2 protein-coding genes are annotated in these 22051 nt (G+C 46.5%); both read right to left on the reverse strand.

Translation table 11 applies throughout. The annotated features are described in order from the left end of the window. Nucleotides 1–50 precede the first annotated feature (50 nt). Entirely contained in the window at nucleotides 51–20153 is a 20103-nt protein-coding gene (locus tag N477_RS26080) for a non-ribosomal peptide synthetase (RefSeq protein ID WP_063362763.1), read from the reverse strand. 81 nt (nucleotides 20154–20234) lie between these two features. After that, nucleotides 20235–21977 carry a carbamoyltransferase gene (locus N477_RS14100; protein ID WP_063362764.1) on the reverse strand — a complete coding sequence of 581 codons (1743 nt, stop codon included), beginning with the start codon at nucleotides 21975–21977 and terminating at the stop codon, nucleotides 20235–20237. Nucleotides 21978–22051 lie beyond the last annotated feature (74 nt).

The raw sequence follows: 22051 nt of genomic DNA on the forward strand, positions 1-22051 counted from the left end.
AGGAAAAGCTCAAAGCCGCACAAATAAGCTGGCGACTTTGAGCTTTTATGTTAATGAGAGGGGAGTTCAGCCTCTTGCCAAATAACTTGATAGTGCGAGTCTTCTCGCCACTGTTTAAAGTAGGTGTTAAACAGCGCCTCCCAGTCATCTAATCCAACTTGGTATTGATCTACCAGCGCTAAATAATTGTCTTTATCGTACGGTGCCATGGGCATTAGGTACGCTTCAAACAAATATTCATCATATCCTGGGCGCTGCGTGAGTAAGCCATCCATAATGACTTGGGTATTACCCTCCGTTGCGTGTTCGGTATAGTGTTTGCATGATTCAATAAACGCATGCTTTTCACCTTGCTCAAAGCGCAAGCCTTGGCTTTTTGCCATGTCGTAAAACTGCGTGACAGGCAATGGTGTTTTGTTTGCCACATGAAAGACCGTATTGCGTTTTTGCTCATCATTCATGCCAAGTACGATGGCGGCAGCGGCTTTATCCACCGGAATAATATCCAGTAAATACGGAACCTCTGCGGGCTGTACAGGCGTTCGCATCATCATTTTTAAAATTCGATGGAAAATATCATCGGTGTTGCCAATGCCAGTTTGTGACGACCCTGAAATTTGCGCAAAGCGATAAATGGTGTAGGGCACACCGCATTCTGAAGCTTGGCGGATATTCTCCTCTTGCACCCATTTAGATTGACCGTAGCCACTGCAAATGAGCTCAGCATCAGTGACGTCGATAAAGTCTTCGACGGGGTTCACTGAAAAGTGCGAATTTTTGACTTGTGTACTGGCGGTCGTGCTCGAGACAAAGTGCATCATTTTGAGCGATTTTGTCGTGGCTATTTGTAACAGCTGATTGGTACCCGCCACTGACTTTTTAAATGCAAAGTAAGGTTGAATATGATTCACGTAAGAAGCCGTGTGAACTATGTGCTGCACATGTTCGCACAAGCTTTGCCAATCTTTATCGGACAAACCAAGCTGTGGCTTTTCCATATCTCCAAGCATGGGCTCGATGCGACTCATATTAGGTAAAAGCTGATAGTTTTTGGCTGAGTGCGCAATACGTTGCTTGGCCTCAATTAATGAACTTGCTCTGACAATGCAGTAGATAGTTGCATCTGTCTCATCTAATAATTGCTGAAGAATATGGCTGCCTAAAAAGCCCGTTGCGCCAGTGAGTAGCACTGATTTCACGTCGCCTTCATACGCCTTTGATAACTCAGAGGTTTGACTGATAGGGGTGAAGCCCGCATCTAAAATAAAGTCAGGCTTTTGCTGGCTCACTTCACTTTGGCTATCTGCTTGCTGTGCACAATAGAGCTTTTCAATGTCTTCGATGAATGCCGCTATGGTATTCATGTTTTTAAACGCATCTGCCTGTAGCTCTATATTAAGCTGCTCTTTTAATTGCTGAAAGGTTTTCAGTAAAGAAATTGAGTCAAAGCCATATTCGTATAGGTCGCAATCTAGATCTAATTCATCTGCTGAAATGCCAATCACATTACTGACGATTTGGATCACAGCACCTCGTATATCAGCGCTGTTCACAACTTCAATCTGTGTATCTGATAAGTGTGAGACAGTATCTGCGGGCGCAACCTCGCGGCTCAATATGCGCGCGGTATTTTGATAGATTTTATCAGGCGATGTGCTCAGTAAAGCGCCCATATTAGTGACTTCGCTGTTCAACAAGTGTTGCATTAAGCTAAACGCCTCAGGCATGGTGATAAGCTGATAGCCTTTTTTCTCTGCAAAGCCATTTTCAATGCTTTTTACAGGGTCGTCCGAATGCCAGTATCCCCAATTAATGGCCAATGTTTTACCATGCCTTTCACCTGCCAGTACTTGTTGTTGACGGGCGTGGGCAAATGCGTTTTGAAAGCCATTGCCGTATGAGTAGGATAGGTGATTTAAACTGCCAAATACCGCCATCGATGAGAACATCACAAACAAATCAAGGTTGGTATGTGCAAACACCTTGTCCAGATTGATTGAGCCTTGCACTTTGACTTGCATTGCTTGTTCAAAGTCAGTCCAGTTGTTTTCATCTTCTTTAAAGGCGGTACCTAAATGCAGTATGCCATTTAGCTGCAAGTTGTATTCATCCATGTACTTGTGAACCTCTCGAAGGCTTTGCTCGCAAGCGACATCTGCACTCAAGTAATGGACTTGACCTTGTTGAGATATTTTTAGTTGATTGAGTGAGTCAATACATTGCGCCTCTTTGCGTCTACCAAGTAAGATAAGTGTGGCGTTAAATTGCGTTAATAACTGCTCGCACAGTGCCATGCCTAACTCGCCCAGAGCGCCAGCAATCAAATACACCCCGTGTTGTTTAAAGTTGTTTGCACAGAGCGCAGAATTATTTGCAGGTAAAGCCGCTTTGTTCAGTGCTAAGCCAAAGCGAGATTGGTTTTGATACTTCACTTGGTTAGGTTGAGTGGCATCGCTGTTTAAGCTTGGGCAAACCAGCTCTTGCAGTAATTTGTCAGCCCACTCTGAACCGTTATCAGCAAACTCAACCAGACTCCAAACATGGGCAGGATTGCGCATGGTGTAGCTTCTGAGAAGCGCACTGATATCTTCATAACTGCTGGACATGTGGCTATTTGGCAAAGCGTAAAACAACTGCATTGTGTGTTTATCAAACTTGGAAATCGCCTGTATAAATTCGTACAGAGGCTTTATATCTGCAGGGGTCGTTTCTGCTTGCTCGGCAATGAAGTAAACAAAGCTTGGTAACGTATCTTGGTTAAATACCAAGGTGTCGAGCTCTGAAAAATGTACAATATCCACGTCACAGCCGTTGAGCTTAGCACGCAGTGGCTCAGCGCTTTGCTTATCCTTTGCAACGATAAGCCCTTTTTTGTTGGCAAGTAAAGGGTGTAGCTGTGCTTGCCAATCTAGCGGGCAACTCAGTGGCATCGTTTGCCATTGATTTTCCAGCAGTAGCCAAGGCGCAGCAGGGGACTCAGTAATTAAAAACGGTGTACTTGGTAAGCTGACTTTTTGCACCGGTGTTTTATACAGCACAGACCAATTGATTGGGTGTCCTTCAAGCCAAAAGCGCAGCAGAGCCGCTGGATTGTGGGCAAGCTTTAATACATCGTTATCAGTAATCGCCTCAGCTTTTGTGCTTGGCACCTTTTTAATCATCAAAGTATTGCTTTCAAGCTCAGCGCCGAGTTTTTGTTTTAAATCCGCAATAGAAGAAACAGTCCAGCCAGTGCGGTATTTATGCGCCGTTCTACCTATTTGCAGTGTATAAACGAGGGACTCGAAAGACACGGTCGGTTGCTGCTCAACAAAGGCATTGAGCGCCTTAACTTTTGCTTCTAGCGCTGATTGGCTGGTAGCCGAAAGCACAATGGCAGATTCAGTATCCGCTGCTGTGGCCTCGGCGACAGGCTGTTTACTGTATTCCTCAAGTACGATATGGGCGTTTACGCCACTGATACCAAATGAGCTTACCCCGGCACGGCGAGGTTGCTCACTTTGCCAAGGAGTCATCTCTGTTTGTACTTTAAATGGTGATTTCTCAAGGCCTAAGTATGGGTTGAGCTCATCCACATGGAGCGATGGCACTAAAGTTTGGTGTTTAAGTTGCAGTAATACTTTGATCACTCCAGCAATACCTGCGGCAATTTCAAGATGGCCGATATTACTTTTCACTGAGCCCAGCGCACAGGTTTGCGCGTTACCTGTCGCCGCGCTGATTTTTTTATAGGCGGCCTTGAGTGCATCGAGCTCAACAGGGTCGCCAAGTGAGGTGCCGGTACCATGGCACTCAATGTAGCTGAGCGTGCTTGGGTCAACGCCCGCATCTTGCCAAGCTTTGTCGAGCAGGCGAGTTTGCGCTTTTGCATTGGGGACAGTAAAGCCTTGAGACTTACCGCCGTGATTAATGGCGGAGCCTAAAATCGTCCCATAGATGTGATCTTTATCTCGCTCCGATTCATTTAGCTTTTTAATAAAGATCATGCCCACACCTTCGCCGCGCACAATGCCGTCGGCATCTGCCGAGAAAGTGCGACAACGCCCTGTGGGTGAGAGCGCGCCAATGTCATGCATTGCAAGCGATGCACTTGGAGAGTCAATGACATTCACCCCACCCACGATGGCCTGATCACATTCACCATTTTGAATGGCTTGTACGGCTTTGTGGATGGCAACGAGAGAAGACGAGCAGGTGGTGTCCACGCCTTCACTAGGACCGTGTAGATCCAAGAAGTAGCTCATGCGATTTGGCGCATAGGCGGAGGAGGTGATCAAGCCCTCGTGATATCCAGCCTGACAGCCAATGAATAAACCAGTGTTGGTGCCAGCTAAGGATTTTGGATCATAGCCTGCATCTTCAATACATTGCCAAACATGTGACATTAACAAGCTTTCTTGAAGTTTAATACGATCACTTTCAGCAGGGGCAATATTAAAAAACAGCGGATCAAAGTGTTGGTTGCGCTCAAGGCGACCAAGCCAATTAATATCTTTTGGTAGCGGTTGTTGTGAACGGGTATCAGTATTTTCACCTGCCCAGTCAAATTCAGTTACACAGTCTGTTTGATTGACGAGGTTTTGCCAAAATGCATCAATGTTATTTGCTTGTGGAAATTGTGCGCTGATCCCAATGATCGCGATGCGATCATCTGTTTCATTCGTCTGTTCAGTAACTTGGACCTTTTGAAGCTCAGTATGACCTGAGTTGTTCCCAACCAATTTATCGCTATGTTCGTCCAAAATATGGGCCAAAATACTGTTTAAAGTAGAGTGCATAAACAGCACGCTCGGCGACAATGTTAGTTGGTATTTGGCATTCACTTGGTTGATAAAGGTGATAAAAGCGATAGAGTCTGCGCCAAAGTCACCTAAGTCTGTATCGGGGTCGAGCTCGTTGGCATCCACCCCTAAAAGGTCAGCGGCAATGCCGCTTAAGCCCGTTTTTAGCTCAGCAGTGAGTGCCTCGATATTGTCAAACTGGTGTGCATTGGGCGTGCTGCTGGCATTGGCTGGCTGCGCCGTTTTCGTATATTCAACGAGCGTTTGAGGGTGTTGCAGCGAACTATAAAATGCGTCAATGCCTGTGCGTGTTGGCATAGGTGTAAAACCAGTTTTTGCCAGCATGTCTTTAAAATCAGGGTTGATCTTCATGCCGCCATCTTGCCAATACGGCCAGTCGATACTGGCGCTCATACCTTGGCGTTCACCGCGTTGTTGCAGTCCACTGCGATAGTGCATATAGCTATCTAAGAAGGCATTGGCTGTGGCATAGTCGACTTGCGTCAAAGCACCATTTACGCCACTTAGCCCCGCAAAACAGACAAAAAAGTCCAATGCCAAATCTTGAGTGGCTTCATCCAATGCAACCACGCCCGAAACTTTAGGGGCAAGTACTTGCGAAAAGCTGTGTTTATCTTTTTTGCTTAAAAGCGTGTCTTTAACAATGCCTGCCGCGTGAATAACACCGCTCAGCGAACCATGCTTGGCAAGGATGTCACGCACCATCAAAAGCACATTCATTTTGTGTGAAACATCCACGCTTTGGTACTGCAATTGTGTATTTGATGTGCTCAGTGCCACTAACTGCTTTTGCACTTCAGGATGGCTTTGCGGTTTACGCCCTGTCACGACAATGGTTTTATTAAATGGTTGTGCACTGATCGCCTTGATAAAGTGCTGACCTATGCCACCAAAACCACCTGTGATGAGGTAAACGCCATTTGCTTTAAACGGCATTTTTGGTTCAGCTGATGTAATTGCTTGATAGGTTAATACTTCACGTTCACCCTTAATGTAACGTACAAACTTTTCATCAAAGCCACTTTGTTCGGCACGGAGTATCCTAGCAACTTCACTTTCTATTACTTCTGTGTCTATTACCAACAATTGGGTTTGCAGTGTTTTGTGCTCAAGGCTGGCTGTTTTTAATAGCGCATGGAAGCCAGTATAGAGGTTCGCTTGAGTATCGGCGGATGCAGTGTCGCCAATGACCAGTTGCAGTTTTATCTGCTTTTTGGCCTTTGCTAAGTGTTTGATAAGCTCAACCAGTTGAAAGCCATAGTCTGCAATTTTTTGCTCAATCGCGAAGTGTTCAGAGTGCAATGTATGTATTTGCGTATCTGGCAGTTCACTGAATTGCGCGTGTGCAGTGTAGTCACATAAAACAAGATGATTCTCTGTATCAGTTGCTGTCGTATGAGCTTGGCCTGTTTGTGCGTTTTTGACCCAAACAGGGGCTTTCAGCGTCACTTTAGCCTGTTCATCATCACCGACTTTAGGTACTTGCACGGTTTGTGCATCGCCAAGGCCAATGGTTTTAAGTGCAAACGGGTAGGTAGGCAAACTGAGCTTTGGCAGCTTTTCACCTTGATAGATAAAGTCCCAGTTTGTGAAACCGGTTTTTACCCAATGGGCTAAGATCTCTTGATGATCTAAAAGTCTTATCGCACGCTCTAACTCAATCGAGTGTGCTGGCTTAATTGCAGCTGTTGGCACGTATTTAGCGAGTTTTGATTTCAGCTCAGCAATAGAGTTGACTACAACCCCTGTGCGAATAGGCATCACCGTACGGCCAGTCTGCAAGGTAAAAGCCAGTCTTCTTAGGTCTTGTTCAGTTAAGTTGTTAGCAGTCAAATAGTCATGTAATTGCGCGACTTGTTTGTCTAATACCGCTTGCGTGTGTGCAGAGAGCACAATAATGGCCGGTGAATATATCAGCTGGTTTTCAAGCTCGTGATACTCGATATTACAGGCTTCTTCCAACACGGCATGGGCATTGGTGCCACCAATACCAAAAGAGCTCACAGCTGCGCGCCTTGGTAGTAGTGGTGTGTGCCAATCTCGTGTGCTATCGACCATATAAAAGGGAGAGTTTGCTAAATCTATGTGCGGATTAACGTTATTGTAATGCAATGAGGCTGGCAGTTTTTTGTGATAAAGCGCCAACGATGTTTTAATTAAGCCAGTGAGGCCCGCCAACGTATCTGTATGACCTAGGTTAGATTTAACAGCACCTAAGCCGCAAAACTGTTTGTCGCCGCTATATTGCTGATAAACCTGCTGCAAAGATGAAAATTCAATGGGGTCACCAAGCGCAGTGCCAGTACCATGGGCTTCCACATAACTGATTGAAGCTGGCGAGACGTTTGCGGCTTTTAAAGTTTGCTCTATGACGTGCATTTGGCCTTTGGTGCCCGGAGCGAAAAAGCCCGCTTTGTCTTTGCCGTCGTTATTTACCTTGATACCACGAATGAGGCTGTAGATGTTATCAGCGTCATTGACTGCATCATCGGCGCGTTTTAATACAATCACAGAGACGCCGCTGCCACCAATCATACCGTCGGCTTTTTCATCAAACACCTTACAGCGTGCATCGCCTGCAAAGTTGAGTCCTTTTTCGTACTCATATCCGGTGTAACGTTGCGGGTAAAGGCAAGCTGCGCCGACAATGGCGTAATCAATCTCGCCAGCTTTTAGTGCGCTGCATGCCAACGAGATGGCAGACATAGACGATGAACAGTTTGAGTGCACAAACAAGCTTGGGCCAGTAAAGCCAAGATGATATGAAATGGTGGTTGGCAGTGTACCGGGTTGATTAATGGTCGAAGCCACATAGTCTTGTGCGTTTAAAATAAACTGGCCATCTTTAAACTTGTCTTGCAGGTTTAAATCTGGGTTATCTGCACCAGAGGATGACACATACACGCCCGTATTTGGCATGTTTTCAGCGCAGTAGCCTGCATCTTCAATGGCTTTCCATGCATGTAGTAGCAATTGACGTTGCGAGTAGCTCATTGTTTTGGCGTTCTTTTCAGAGATATTGAAAAACTCTGGGTCAAATTGGTCTTGGCCCTCAACCCAAGAGTCGAGCCAGGTAATGTCGCCTTGCTCGGTAGACTCACTGAGTCGTTTGAGTAAGTCTTTTTCGTTGACCAAATTATGCCAAAACTCGGTGTGGTTCTGCGAATCAGGGTACTGGCAAGATAGGCCGATCAGTGCGATATCTTGAGTGTGATTTTCTTGATTGTCAGAATTGCTATTAGCTGCATCGCTTGTTATCTCTTGGACAGGTGCTTGCGTATGCGCATTTTGTGCTTGGGCGATAAAGTCTGTCATCGCATCTATGGTGCTGGATTGAAAAATTTGCGTGAGCGGAAACTCAACATCTAACTGTGATTTAAACTTAGCAGTGAGCACATTGGCCAGCAGTGAATCACCGCCAGCTTCGAAAAATGGCACATTGGAGGCGATGTGCTCGACTTCTAAAACTTGCTGCCAAATTTGCGTCACCGCTGCTTTGAGCTCTGATTGCTCAGTCAGTTTAGGTGTTGCAGTGAGGGTGCTGGCGTTAGGTTTTGCGTCTAACATTGCTGTTTGTGATGGCACAAATGGTAACTGCTTCGACAATGCTTGCTTATCAATCTTACCGTTTGGAGTAATTGGGAAATGGGGCACCAATACGAAATAAGCAGGCACCATATATTCAGGTAACTTGAACAGTAGATCGGCACGAATTTGCGCTGTAGACGGCGCGTCTGGGGCAATGATATACGCCACCAAAACTTGTCCACGTTGCTTTTGTGCGCTAGTCACATAGGCGTCTGTGATGTAGCTCAGTGATTGTAGTGCATGTTGGGCTTCGCCAAGTTCAATGCGGTGACCACGGATCTGAACTTGGTCGTCGGCTCGGCCCATGTATTCCAGTAAACCAGACTCATTGAAACGGGCTAAATCACCTGAGCGGTAAAGGCGTTTGCCGGTGCTGTGAGTAATAAAGCGTGCATCGGTCAGCGCGGGCTGATTGTGATAGCCTCGAGTCACGCCACAACCTGCGACAAAAATTTCACCAACTTGCCCTGCTTGAACTGGGTTGAATTGTTCATCTAACAACAATACTTCGTAGCCGGGTAGGGCACGGCCTATGGTACTGCGCGCTTGTGCGCCATATACCATGCTCGCATCTATGGTGACTTCGGTCACATGCACAGTGGTTTCGGTGATGCCATACATGTTGACAAGCTCGGCGTGTGGCTGTGCTTGCTCAAACCAAGGTGCTAGCTTGCTCACATCGAGTGCTTCACCACCAAATATCACTTTACGCAGTGCATTGTGTGGGCTTGCCAGCAAGTTATCCATCAGTGGGTAAAATGCCGATGGCGTTTGGTTCAAAATAGTCACTTGGTTATCGATGACAAATTTGGCAAAACTCACGGATTCTTTGCGAGTAAGCTCATCGGGGATCAAAAGTTTGCCGCCGTGTAGTAGCGCACCCCAAATTTCCCAGACCGAAAAATCAAAGGCATAAGAGTGGAACAAGCACCAAGTATCTTGCTCATTAAAACCAAATAACGATTGGGTGTTGTTAAATAAGCTGCACACATTGTGATGCTCAACCAAAACGCCTTTTGGCTTGCCCGTTGAGCCCGATGTATAAATAACGTACGCCAAGTTGGATGCAGATGCGCGATTGATATTGGCAACCTGAACAGTAGTTGCAAGGGCCGCTTGCAAGTTAATCACCTGATGATGCTGGTAGGCCCCTGCATGCTGCATCTCTGTGCCAAGTACTAACATACTTGGCTTGGCGTCTTCTAAAATATGTTGAATGCGCGCCGCAGGTGAGTTGGGATCAAGGGGCACATAGGCTGCTCCTGATTTTAAAATCCCCAGGATCGCGACGATTAATTCAATAGAAGGTTTGGCACATAGCGCAATAAGGTTTTCAGTGTCTTGCTTAAATTCAGGGTGATTTAAGAGCGTGTTTGCAAATTGATTGGCTTTGTCGTTGAGCTGACGGTAATTGATTGACTGCATACCAAAGCAAACGGCGATGTGCTCTGGGTGCATAGCGGCTTGTGCTTCAAACAAATTGACTAGGGTCGGTTGAGCCGCAGGCAGGGTTTTTAAGTTAGCAAAGACTGGTAAGCTGCCAAGTGCTTGCTCGCCTGCAAACATCACGTCATCAATTAAAGCCGTATAGTCTTTAGCCAATGCATCAATAATTGTTGAAGGGTAGACGGCTTCATCAAATTTAAACGCAACCTTAAAGCTGTGTGATAAAGGCGTGACTTCCAAGCTTAAATCTAGTTCAGGTTCTTGCACACAGTCAGGCCAAATGGCGTTCACCAAGTCTTGATTAGACTCAATCCAATCTGGTTTTAAGAAATTATGGTAGGCAAACCCGATTTGGAAAATCGGATGGCTGTGCATCGCGCGTTTAGCACCCGTTGCGCGGACGATTTCAGCAAATGGATAGCCACTGTGCTTTATAAGCTCGCCAAGCTGGTGTTGGTTTTGTAGTGCCAATTGCGAGAATGAGAGTGTTTGGTTTACAGAAGCGCTAAGTGGCAGTTGGTTTACAAACAAGCCTAATGAATTGGCCATGTCACTGGTTGGGCGGTGCAGCACTGGCACGCCCAAAGTGATGTCATCACGCTGCGTTTTGGCACTCAATAGAGTTTGAAACGCAGATAAGAAAAACGCGGCAGGGTTTAGTTTATTGCTACTACAAAACTGCTGAATACGCTGCACTTGGTTGCTATTTATCGCCAGCTCAAGTCGCTTTGCTTGCTTGTTCGCACTTTGCTTTTCTTGCTTGCCAGCTAATGTCAGCTCAGACTCAACACCTTGCAACTGTGTTTGCCAATAGTGTGTTAGCTGTGTGCTTTGCTCGCTGCTGAGCATCTTCTTTTCCCACTCAAGGTAGGTGAAAAAGCCAGTATCTGGTTGAGCTTGCTCTAGCGGTTCATTGGCGACGAGAGCGTGGTAAGTTTGCCATAATTGTTCAAGTAATAGGGTCGCAGAGACACCGTCAATGATAAGGTGATGGAATACTAAAACCACCACATCGAGCTGGCCGTTGACTTGCCAATGTGTTGCGCGCCACAGCAGCGGGCTGTGTGCTGAGTGTGATTGTGCCAGCGCGAATGGCAGCTTGATGTCTGCTTGGATCAAATCAATCAAGGCTGATTTTGATGCCACTGGCGTGTGATTTTGCTCCAGTACAGGTGTAAGCCCTGTGATTTGTTGCTGAGGTAAGCCTTCCACTTCAGCTAGCTGCACCGACAAAATGGGGTGTTTTTCGCTGAGCCAGTTAAGCGCAGCCTGCATACAGTCCACATTCAAGTCGTTGACTTCAAAAACCATTGGTACATGGTAAGTGCTTAGCTGCGGGTTTTGCTTGTGCAGTAACCACAGACCTTGCTGAGCTTTTGACAGTGGCATAGGCCCATGTAAATTTGCACTGGCTGGCGTGCTTTGAGCCAAGGGCTCATCCACTTGCGTTGGCAGTTGGTGCGCAGCCAAATAGTCGCATAACTCATTGATGGTGCTTATCTCAAAAAGCAGTGCGGGTGGCAAAGTTTCAATGTTCAAAAACGTATCAGACTCAAGCCTTTGCACCACTGACATCAACATGATGGAGTCAAAACCCATGTCTTTAAAATCAACCTCATCGTCTAAGTCTTGCACGTCGATTTTAGTGATGTCGGTAATAATTGACTTAACGTGGTCGCGGATCTGAGCGTGGCTTTTTCCACCCTCTACAGAGCCGGTGTTGATGCGCTGAGTTGTGGTACTAGGCTTGAGCCAAAGCTGTGTTAATTTGCTGGCATCGCCATATAAAAAACAGTGCTGAGTAGGGATGTTGTGCAAGGTGAAAATACGATAAAACGCGTCGATACCGACTTCATTCGGCATCACTTTAATGCCTTGAGATTGCAAAATAGACGTGGTTAATGAGTCAACCTGCATGCCGCCTTCTGACCACAATGGCCAGTTAATTGACAGGCTCAAACCGCTGCGCATGCCTTGTGATACTTGCGTTTGACGAGCTGCCATAAAGCGGTCCATAAAGGCGTTAGCACAGGCATAATCTGCCTGTCCCATATTGCCAAATACACCTGCAATGGAAGAGAAGCAGACAAAAAAGTCTAAATCACATGTTTTACTCGCTTCATCTAAAGCCATTAAGCCAGCCACTTTTGGCGCAAACACCTGTTCGACTTCTTGCGGCGTTTTATTGCTTATCAGTTGATCTTTGATCACCCCGGCACTGTGAATTATGCCTGTGATACCACCATGCTTGACTTTGAGGTTTGCAAACAGTGCGTTGACGTCATCATGATTGGCAATATCCAATGATACATAGCGCAATCTTGACGGCTCGCCTCCAAGTGCATCAAGGTGTGTTTGAATCTCATTGTTATGTGCACGGCGGCCAACAAACACAATATGTGCTTGTTTAGTATGTTGGATGATTTCTTTGGCAAAGGTTTGACCAAGTTGGCCAAGGCCGCCTGTTATGACATACACACCATCTTCTTTCCAAGGCAAGGTGGAGGTATCAACTTGCTGATAGGCTTGCAAGTCAAAGGTTAAAACCTGTCGCTGTCCTTGTTGGTAGCGTATACAGGCGTCTTGTTTTTTCGCTTCATTCTCAACAAGGTGTTCAAAATTATTTGTATCATCAACGGCAATTAGCTGAGTCTCAATGTTGCTGTATTCGATGGCGGCTGTTTTCAGCACACCATTGAGTGCAGTTAAAAGCGTGGTTTGGTCTTTTACCACAACTTGAACAAGTAAGTTGCTCGGTGTCTTTTTGGTGATGGTGCCTTGCTGTCGTTCGAGCTGCTTAAAATAGTCGATAAGACCATTTGTATAGGCTTCTAATTGCGTTTGAACTTCAGTGGCTGTGCAGTTTAGACGCGTGCTTGATACCGAGTATATTTCCGGTAAGTTATCACCAAGCAGTACAACTTGACGATGATATGTCGCAGGCTCAGTAGAAGTTAACGGTTTATCCGCCCAGTTTACGGTGTAATGGAGCAGTGCCGATGGTGTATTAGGTGCCTGTTTGATTGGTAGCTGTGGTACAGGCTCAAACGCTTGCGTGTTTTGCACGTTTGCGCTTGGACCATTAAAGTCGAGCGCAGCACTTGGCTCGCATTTTTCAGCGGGTTTATGTGTACTTTTTTCTGGCAGCCAAAATGACGTTTTAGCGAACGGATAAGTGGGTAAACGCAATAGCGCTGGCGTTTGCTGTGCGTACAATAAAGGCCAATCGATGTCAGCACCAACAACCCAAAGTGCCAGCAATTTATTCAAGTCGCCTTGCTCTATCCAACGCATAAAGTCACTGTTATCCAGTGCGCTTAAAATCTCTTTACCTTGTTTGACTTCCCCTTGCTTGTAGTGACCACGCGCCTTGTTTATAAATTGCGTCAGGCCATCTTGCACATCTGCAATGGTGCTTGCGGTAAATGCCATGCGATAGTCCATCTCTTCACGGGCACTTTGTAGCGTGAAGGCAAGGCTAGTCAGGGCGCTGTCTTGTACGTTTTTGCGTGTCAGCCATGACTTCAAGGCGTGCGCTTTGTCATTGAGTGACTCTTTGCTTTTGGCGCTAAGCGTGATGATCACCGGTTGCGTAGCCGTGCTTTGCTGCTGGACAGGTTGAGGCAAATATTCTTCTAGTACAACATGGGCGTTGGTGCCACTAAAGCCAAAGGAGCTCACCGCTGCACGGCGTTTTTGCCCGTTGTCGCTTTGCCATGCGATGGCTTCTTGGTTGACAAAAAATGGCGTGTTATGCCAATTGATATGACTGTTGCCTTGCTCATAGTGAAGCGAGGCAGGAATAGTGCGGTGCTTCATGGCAAGTAGTGCTTTGATCACCCCAGCAACGCCCGCTGCGGTTAGGCAGTGGCCGATATTGGTTTTGACCGAGCCCAGCGCACAAAACTCGTTGCTGTCGGTGTGGGCTCTAAATGCCCGAGTCAGCGCCTGAAACTCGATGGGGTCGCCCAGTTTTGTGCCTGTACCATGGGCTTCGATCATTTGAATTGAGTCGGGCGCAATATCAAAGCGCGCGTAGATATCGCGGTGTAATTGCTCTTGTGATAAAGAACTCGGCGCGGTGATCCCGCTGGTGGTGCCATCTTGATTGGTGGCTGAGCCTAGGATCACACCGTAAATGTGGTCGCCATCGCGCTCGGCGTCTTCAAGCTTTTTCAGTACGAGCACACCTGCGCCTTCACCAGGCACAAAGCCATTGGCGCGATCGTCAAAGGTATAGCAGGTGCCATCTGGGCTGAGCATGCCCGCTTTACCCGCATGAATGGAAAATTTAGGGGTGCATAAAGTAGCAACACCGCCGACAAGGGCGCTGCTGATCTCATTGTTGTTTAAAGCTTGGCACGCACTATGAAGGGCAACCAAAGAGGACGAACACGCCGTGTCTATGGCAAGGGCTGGGCCTTTTAAATTTAAAAAGTAAGAAACACGAGCTGGGATAACCGATCCTGCATTGCCCCAAAACACTTGTGCGGGCGCATCTTCTTCTGCCAATCCTGCATAATCACTTTGCGCACAGCCCAAGTACACACCGACATTTTGACCAGCAACTTTGGTGATCATATTGGCATCTTCTAATGCTTTATACGCTTGTTGCAAAAAGAGCCTTTGCTGTGGGTCCATGTACATGGCTTCTTGCGGTGTAATCGAGAAAAATGGCGCATCGAAGAGGCTGATGTCATTCAGCAAGCTAGCGTATTTGCTCCAGCTTTGCTGATTGGCAGTAAGGCGTGATACATCCCATCGTGTTTGTGCTTTGACCGAGGTGCGCTTTTCCGCCAGCATGCACCAAAATTCTTCGAGATTGTCTGCATCACCAAATTGACCGCTCATGCCCACAATGGCGATTTTACCACTGTGAACAGGTGCTTGTGTTGTTAAGTTTTCTTGCTCTGCTTGCACCACTTTGCTTTGTGAGCTGTGCTTGCGCAAGTTGTGCGTGCTATCAGAGTTTGTATTTGTTTTAACAGCGTGTTCAGACGCGTTGCTGTCGCTTTGTGCTGGCATTACCGCTAAAACCTGCTCTTTATGCTCTGCGATGATATAAGCACTCAATGTGTCAATTGATGGGTAATCAAACAGCAAGGTTGCTGGCAAGTTTACGTTAAACTTGGCATTGATCTCATCCAGCATTTGAATGGCTAAAATAGAGTCTACCCCATAGTCTGCAAATGACTCTTCTGCGTCTAGTTCGTTAGGAGCCATGTCTAGGGCGGTACTTGCAATGTCAAATAGCGCATTGTGGACAAATTCAGTCAGCGCAGAGGGATCTAGATTGTGTTGTGGCTGTTGTATTGATGTACTGCTCATACTCTGTGTTGCTTTGTGGTTATCTTTTTTGTCTTTGTTCTTGGTGTGTGTTGGCGTTTTTGCTTGTAAAGAAACCCCATCACTCTGGGCGCAAAAAACTTGCTGAGGCGCGCTGGTATCACCAGCGGCAAAAGCGTTTACAAATCCAGTTTCATAAAGAGCTTGTTGCCAGTTTTCGATAGACAACATTGGCGAGCCTGTTAAGCGTAAGTGGGCATCTTGGCTTAGCCACCATCCCTCTAACAAGCCGAATGTTAGGTGTGTAAATAAGGAGGTTTGTACCACTTCATTGATAAGTAAAACACCACCTTGCTTTAAGCAAGCTTTGGCATTTTGCAGGGTGTTTTTAATGTCCGCAGTAGCGTGCAGAACGTTAGTGGCAATCACCACATCATAGCTGCCGATATCAATATTTTGCCCTGCAAGAGGCTTGCTGATATCTAGGTATTTGGTGTCAACAAATGGGTAATCAGTTTGATACTGCGCCTTGGCATGGTTAAAGAATGCTTTGGATAAGTCGGTATAAGCGTATTCTTCAACTTGCCACGGTTTAAGCGCTGGTAAAACCGAGCGAGTCGTGCCGCCAGTACCTGCGCCAATTTCAAGCACGCGTATTGATTCCAAGTTGGCTGTCGCCAAGTAGGATTGCAACTGCTCAATCAACACCGCATTTGCATAATCCGCAACCGGATTATTTTGATAAACCGCTTCGACTAAGGCCATGGATGCATTGGGAAAGAGCGCATCTGTGGCTTTGATCTCGCCATTTAAAATGGCAGGCAAATTCGCCAAGCAATTATCTAGTAGATCCTCCGATGGGGTTGAGTTATGGACAGCTTCAACAGTTTGAATAACGCCATTTTTCATTAGCTGGTGCGCCTCTAAATAGCGCTCGGTCTCTGTCCACCACTTACTGAAATACTCTGGCAAAATGGCAAGGGCTTGTTCACGCTGGGCTGGGTGTTGCCAGCCAGCTTGGTGGAGCGCCGCGCAAAGTTGGGTTAGGTCAACCTGTGCTTTGCTATCTTGCTTAGGCGCTTGATATTTAGAGCTTTGCTTTGCGATTGCATGCTGCGCGCCTTGTGCACTAAAGCTCTGTAACTTAAAGGTATCCGCTAATGCGGCTTGTGTGATTTTAAGCACGCCCGCTTGCGTTAAGTTTGAGTCCATCAAGGTCGCAAGAACTTGCATGCCTTGCTCTGCCTCGATAGAGCCAATGCCCATCGCCTGCATTTTCTTTTGGTAGTATTCGTCTTGGACTACGCCCACTGAGCCCCAGTATCCCCAATTGATGATTTTAACTGGGCACTTATGCTGGTAAGTGCGAGCAAGTGAATCTAGATATACGCACCCCGCGGCATAGTTACTTTGCCCCGCAGCAGGAGAAAACGACTGCATAGATGAAAAGAACAAGAAAAAGTCTAAGTCGGCTTGGCTGAATACTTCCAGCGCGACTTCTCCGGTTTGCTGTTTGGCGTGATAGCTGCGGTTAAATTGCGCGTCATCCATGTTTGCCAGCGTTTGGTCTTCTAGGTGTAAAATTGAATGCACCACACCATTTAAATCACCAAATTGACTGGTGATGCTTTTAGATGCACTTTCCATCGCATCTTTGTCACTGGCATCACATTGAATGTATACAGGGGCTTTACCAAGCTTTGCTAAGCGGTCAATATCGCTTTGAATATCCGCGTTTAATTCACGGCGGCCAAGCCAGATGATTTGCGCATCGTGGTGCTTTATCATCCATTCGCTCCATACTTGGCCAAGACCGCCAGCCCCGCCCAGTACGAGAAAGGTGCCTTGTTTTTGCAGATTCGCATTGTTAGTTGCTGCATCTAGATAAGTGTGCTGCGCCAGCTCAAAGCAAAAGTATTGCCCAGTTCGATGCGCATACAACCCTGCAGGCAATGCTGTAAATTCACTTGGGATAGAATCTAATTGCTCCGCATCTATGATACGCACCGTCCAGCTTGGGTATTCCTGTGCGACACTTTGCAGTAGGCCAATTAGGCCTGCACCTTCGCAGTTATTTTGTTCATTTTGGCCAAAAACGGCTTGTGTTTGTTTTGTCACTAAGGTGATTGACAGTGGTTTACTATCAAACCCGTCTGCCAACATGCGCTTGAGTTGTTGGAATAAAGCCAGCGGCTGTGCGTACTCATCTTGTGCCAACCAAACCAGCTGATTGGTGTCATTACTCTCGGTTAACCAATCTGGTTTTAATGCCTGTGGCCCAAAATAAGCTGCGTGCAGTTCAGGAGACGTTTCAAAGTCGGGTGTGACTGCTTGCCAGCAAGGCGTGAGCGTGAGCAGGTCTTGCGTACTTGGTTTGACGGCATCTAATGGGACTTTTCGAGTTGAAAAACCTTTAATGCCCATAAGTAAATTGCCATCTAAATCGCAGATATCTAAATCAAACTTTTGTGTGTTATCTGTGTCGTTATTTGTCTGCGTCGCTTTGACCCAGACTTCATTGTGCTGTGCTGTACTCAATTGCTGTGCGTTGTAAAAGCACACTTGCTCGGTGGCAAATGGCAGGGCTGCGTGTGACTGGTCGGCAAATATGATTAAGGATTGCAGCGCTGCGTCGACAAGGGCAGGTGATAAGCCAAAGCCTTGGCTGCACGATGAAGGTACGGCCACTTTGGCGGTTGCTGTTATACCTTGTTTACTTAACTGCTGTAGGCCTTGAAAGCGGGGGCCGTAGTTTATGTCTATGTTTTTAAACCTGGCGTAAGCGTCACTTGGTGTAAGCAGCTGATCAGACTCTGTGGTTAATTCAAATAAGGTGACGGGCGCGCTTTGCTGCGACACTTGCACCTCTCCTGAGGCACAGACTTGTTGTGCGCCTTCGTGCTTTTGCCACACTTCAAATTGCATTGCACTATCTGACTGCCAAAGGGATACATAAACAGTGTTTAGCTCAGTGGATGTCCCTTGCTCAATGCTGATAGGGCGTAGCCATTTGACGTTTTCAATTTGAATGGCATGGGACGCCTCTAAATTGTGGGATAACGCGATGGCTGCACGGACCATTTCTAACGTGCAAACCCCAGGCAATACGCACTCGCCATTGATTTGGTGGTCCGCTAAAAAGAATTCGTCGCCAGTAAAAGTCGAGCTAAACAGTAGTTCATCAAAAGCAGGTAACGCTTTATGTAGTAGTGGGTGTAAAACTTCGGCTTTAGGCGCGTCTTTTTTTGAGGTTATCCAATATGGCTTTGGATTAAACGGGTAGCCGGGCAGGGCAAGTCGCTGTGGTTTAGCATCAGGATAAAGTGCTGACCAATCAACAGTCGCACCTGATAGCCATTGGCTTAGTGCATCTGAGGCGTTTTGATTATCTGCTGTTATACAGGTACTCGCGTTGCCTTTATCTGCTTTACCTTGCTGCCAAGCGCCGTTTTTACCTTCAATAAACAAGTTAAGCTGTTTTGTTACTTCTGCCATTGAACTGGCACTAAAAGCCAAGCGCTGGCTCATGCTTTCGCGGCCAACTTGTAGGGTAAATGCCAAATCGGCCAAGCTATCATCAGTTAAGTTTTGCGCTTCAATAAAGGCTTTGAGTGCTTTGGCGCGCGTCATTAAGGCCTCAGGCTTTTTGGCGGAGAGCATAATCACAGCTGGTGCATCTAAACTAACGGTATTTGCTATTTGAGCTGGTGGTGATTGCAAAATCACATGGGCGTTTACGCCTGCAAAGCCAAATGATGAAATACCAGCAAGCACATGTTTTTGCTCTAAGGGTACACAGTCAGTTGCTAAGGCAAACGGTGATTTATCCAGCGTGATTTTTGGGTTCAATGTCTCAAAGTTTTGTAGCGGTGGTACTTGCTGGTGTTTAAAACTCAAAAGCACCTTGATGATACCCGCTATGCCTGCAGCGGACTCCAAGTGACCGATATTGGTTTTGACTGTACTGAGATAACAAGTAGAGTCTCCGTCTGACTTTTTAGATTTTGTGGCACGAAAAGCCCGCTTTAGACCTTGAATTTCGATTGGATCGCCAAGTCGAGTGCCTGTCCCATGTAGCTCAATGTAAGATAAATCATCACTATGGTTCCCCGCATTATCGATGGCCTCTTGAATGACACGAGATTGCGAAAATGGACTGGGTGAGGTGAGGGTATTGGTGTGACCTGAATGACCGACACTGCTGCCTTTGACCACACCGTACACAGTGAGGTTTTCTTTTAAAGCGCGCTCTAATGGCATCAGCAGTACCATGCCCACGCCTTCGCCACGCACATAGCCATCGGCGTTGGCATCTAGGGTTTTGCAGTGCCCATTTGGTGATAACACTCCGAGCTTACTGAATGACACATAGCGACTTTTGGTGATAAGCAGGTTAACACCGCCAACTAAGGCGGCGTTGATCTCTCCGGCATTAAAGTCGTTCATGGCTTTGTGCAATGCAACCAAAGACGATGAACACGCGGTATCGACGGTTTCGCTGGGGCCTTGGAAATTAAAATAATGGGAGATGCGATTAGCAAAAACCCCAGTCGACATGCCCGTTAAAAAATGTGGGTCGATGTTGCCCGTGGCAAGCTCTTGATAATCGGTATTACTGCAACCTAAGTACACACCTGTTTTGGTATTTTTGAAGGTACTTGGAGACAAACCCGCATCTTCAAAACATTGCCACGCCAGCTCCATGCTCAGGCGTTGTTGTGGGTCCATGCTTTGCGCTTCTTTGGGGGAAATGGCAAAAAATCCGGCATCAAAACCGTCAATATTGTCGATAAATCCGCCCCATTTACTCACGATTTTTTGTTCGTCTTTTTTCGGAGCTGGGTCAAAGTCATCTTGCCATCGAAAGCGCGCTGCTGGGATCTCACTGATACTACTTACTTTGTTTGCTAAGTTGTGCCAAAACTGTTCTTTGCTGCTGGCGCCGGGAAAGCGCAGCGATATACCAACAATGGCAATCTCTTGTTGAGCTGAGGTGTGTTTGTTAGCCGTAGTATCTTGCTTGTTTTTCATGGTTTGTCTCAGTAAAACGGGTGTAACTAATAATGTGCAAAGCAAAGGCCCTAAATCACCCTTGATTTAGGGCGCTTACTGTTAGCTCTTTTCGTAAATGGTGTTGTTAATCACCAACACGTCGATGCCTGACATCAGGAACACCGCGAGCATGTCTTCAACAGAATGCACAATGGGTTTACCCATAATGTTGAAGCTGGTGTTTAGTAGTACAGGCACACCTGTGATCTCTTTAAAGCTGTTGATTAAGTTGTAGTAAGGTTCGTTCCACTCTTTTTTTACTGACTGCAAACGACCTGTGTTGTCGACGTGCACAACCGCAGGCACCTTATCTCGCACTTCTTCTCTAAAGACCAAAGTACGCTCCATGTAAGGTGACTCTTGGTAGTTTTCAAAGTACTCATTGCCGTGCTCGTGCAAGATAGACGGTGCAAAGGGTCTGAACTCTTCACGGAACTTAACGCGGGCATTGATGGTGTCTTTCATATCTGGCAAACAAGGGTTTGCGAGGATTGAGCGATTACCTAAAGAGCGCGGACCAAATTCGGCGCGACCTTGTGCCCAACCGATGATTTTGCCTTGCGCTAAAAACTCTGCGGTCTTTTTGTAGACCTCATCGCCGTAATCTGTGGCTTTTAAGTGGCCATATTGCGCCAGCTTTTGCAGCGACTTTTCTTTGACTGTTGAGCCTGTATATGGCGATTGCACGGTTTTACTTGGCTGCCAACTTGGATTGTCTTGCTGGTAACTTAACAACGCAGCGCCAATGGCATTGCCATCATCAGCAGGGGCTGAAGGCACAAAGATGTTGTCAAATTTGGAGCGCTCAAGAGCGGTGCCCATAAATGAGGAGTTCAGTGAACAGCCACCTGAAATACATAGGTTTTTAGACGGTGCATACTCGTATGCGGCGTTGATTAAATCCATGAAGATTTCACCAAACACCAACTGACCTGTGTAAGCAAAGTCTTTATAGCGTTCAACCGACTCACCAGGCTCTCTTGCCATGCTTTTGATTTCTTTCATGATGGCATTAAGGTTTTTCGGAACAGCAAAGTTACCGTTTTTAACCTGCAAAGATGAGCGCAGTAAATCATAGACTCTTTGGTCTTTTTTACCGTAAGGAGCTAGGCCCATGACTTTCCACTCTTCGCCTTTGAGCGGGTCAAAGCCGAGGTTTTCACAGATGATGGTGTAGAACAAACCTAAGCTCTTAAATGAGCGTTTTACCTTGATTGGCGCAGGTTTAATCTTGCCATGTTTGTAGGTGTAATAGGCAATACTGCTTTTTTCGCCCATGCCATCTACCACGATACAGGTTGCGTCATCATACGGGCTGTTAAAACAGGCGTTGGCAGCGTGGGTTAAATGGTGGTCGTGATAGCGTACATCCGTAGGTTTTTTAGTTCTGTAGTTACCGACGATAAAGTTGCGGCAACCAGCTTCAAAAAAGCGTGATAGGGTTCTGCCAGCCGCCGCTTGAGAAGCGCGAGCAAAGTAGAACTGATCTTTAATATCACGGGTGTTGACGTCAATATTAAATGAGAAAGTCTCTAAAATACTTAAAACCACATTTTCTAAAATATTGGTGCTTTTTTCGCGGCCTTTACTCCATGTTTTGGCAATCACAAGCTCAGTGCAATCGGCGCAGTGCGTTTTCAGTACTTCTTCAATGTAGTAAGGGTTGTCTGGCAAGCAGTATAGGCCACGTTTGTAGCCTAAAAAGCGCTCTGCGTCTTCGGCAAAAATGAGTTCGCCTTTTGCGTTAACGATTGCAATTGCAGGGTCGTGAAATGAGGTGGCTAAGCCAATGTAATATTTCATCGCTGTGGTCCAATATTGTGGTTAAGTTTTATTCTGTTGATGGCCTTGCTTGGGCCAGTGATTGTATTCATGTG

Origin of the sequence: Pseudoalteromonas luteoviolacea H33-S (genome assembly GCF_001625695.1) — a bacterium.
GTDB classification, from domain to species: Bacteria; Pseudomonadota; Gammaproteobacteria; order Enterobacterales; family Alteromonadaceae; genus Pseudoalteromonas; species Pseudoalteromonas luteoviolacea_B.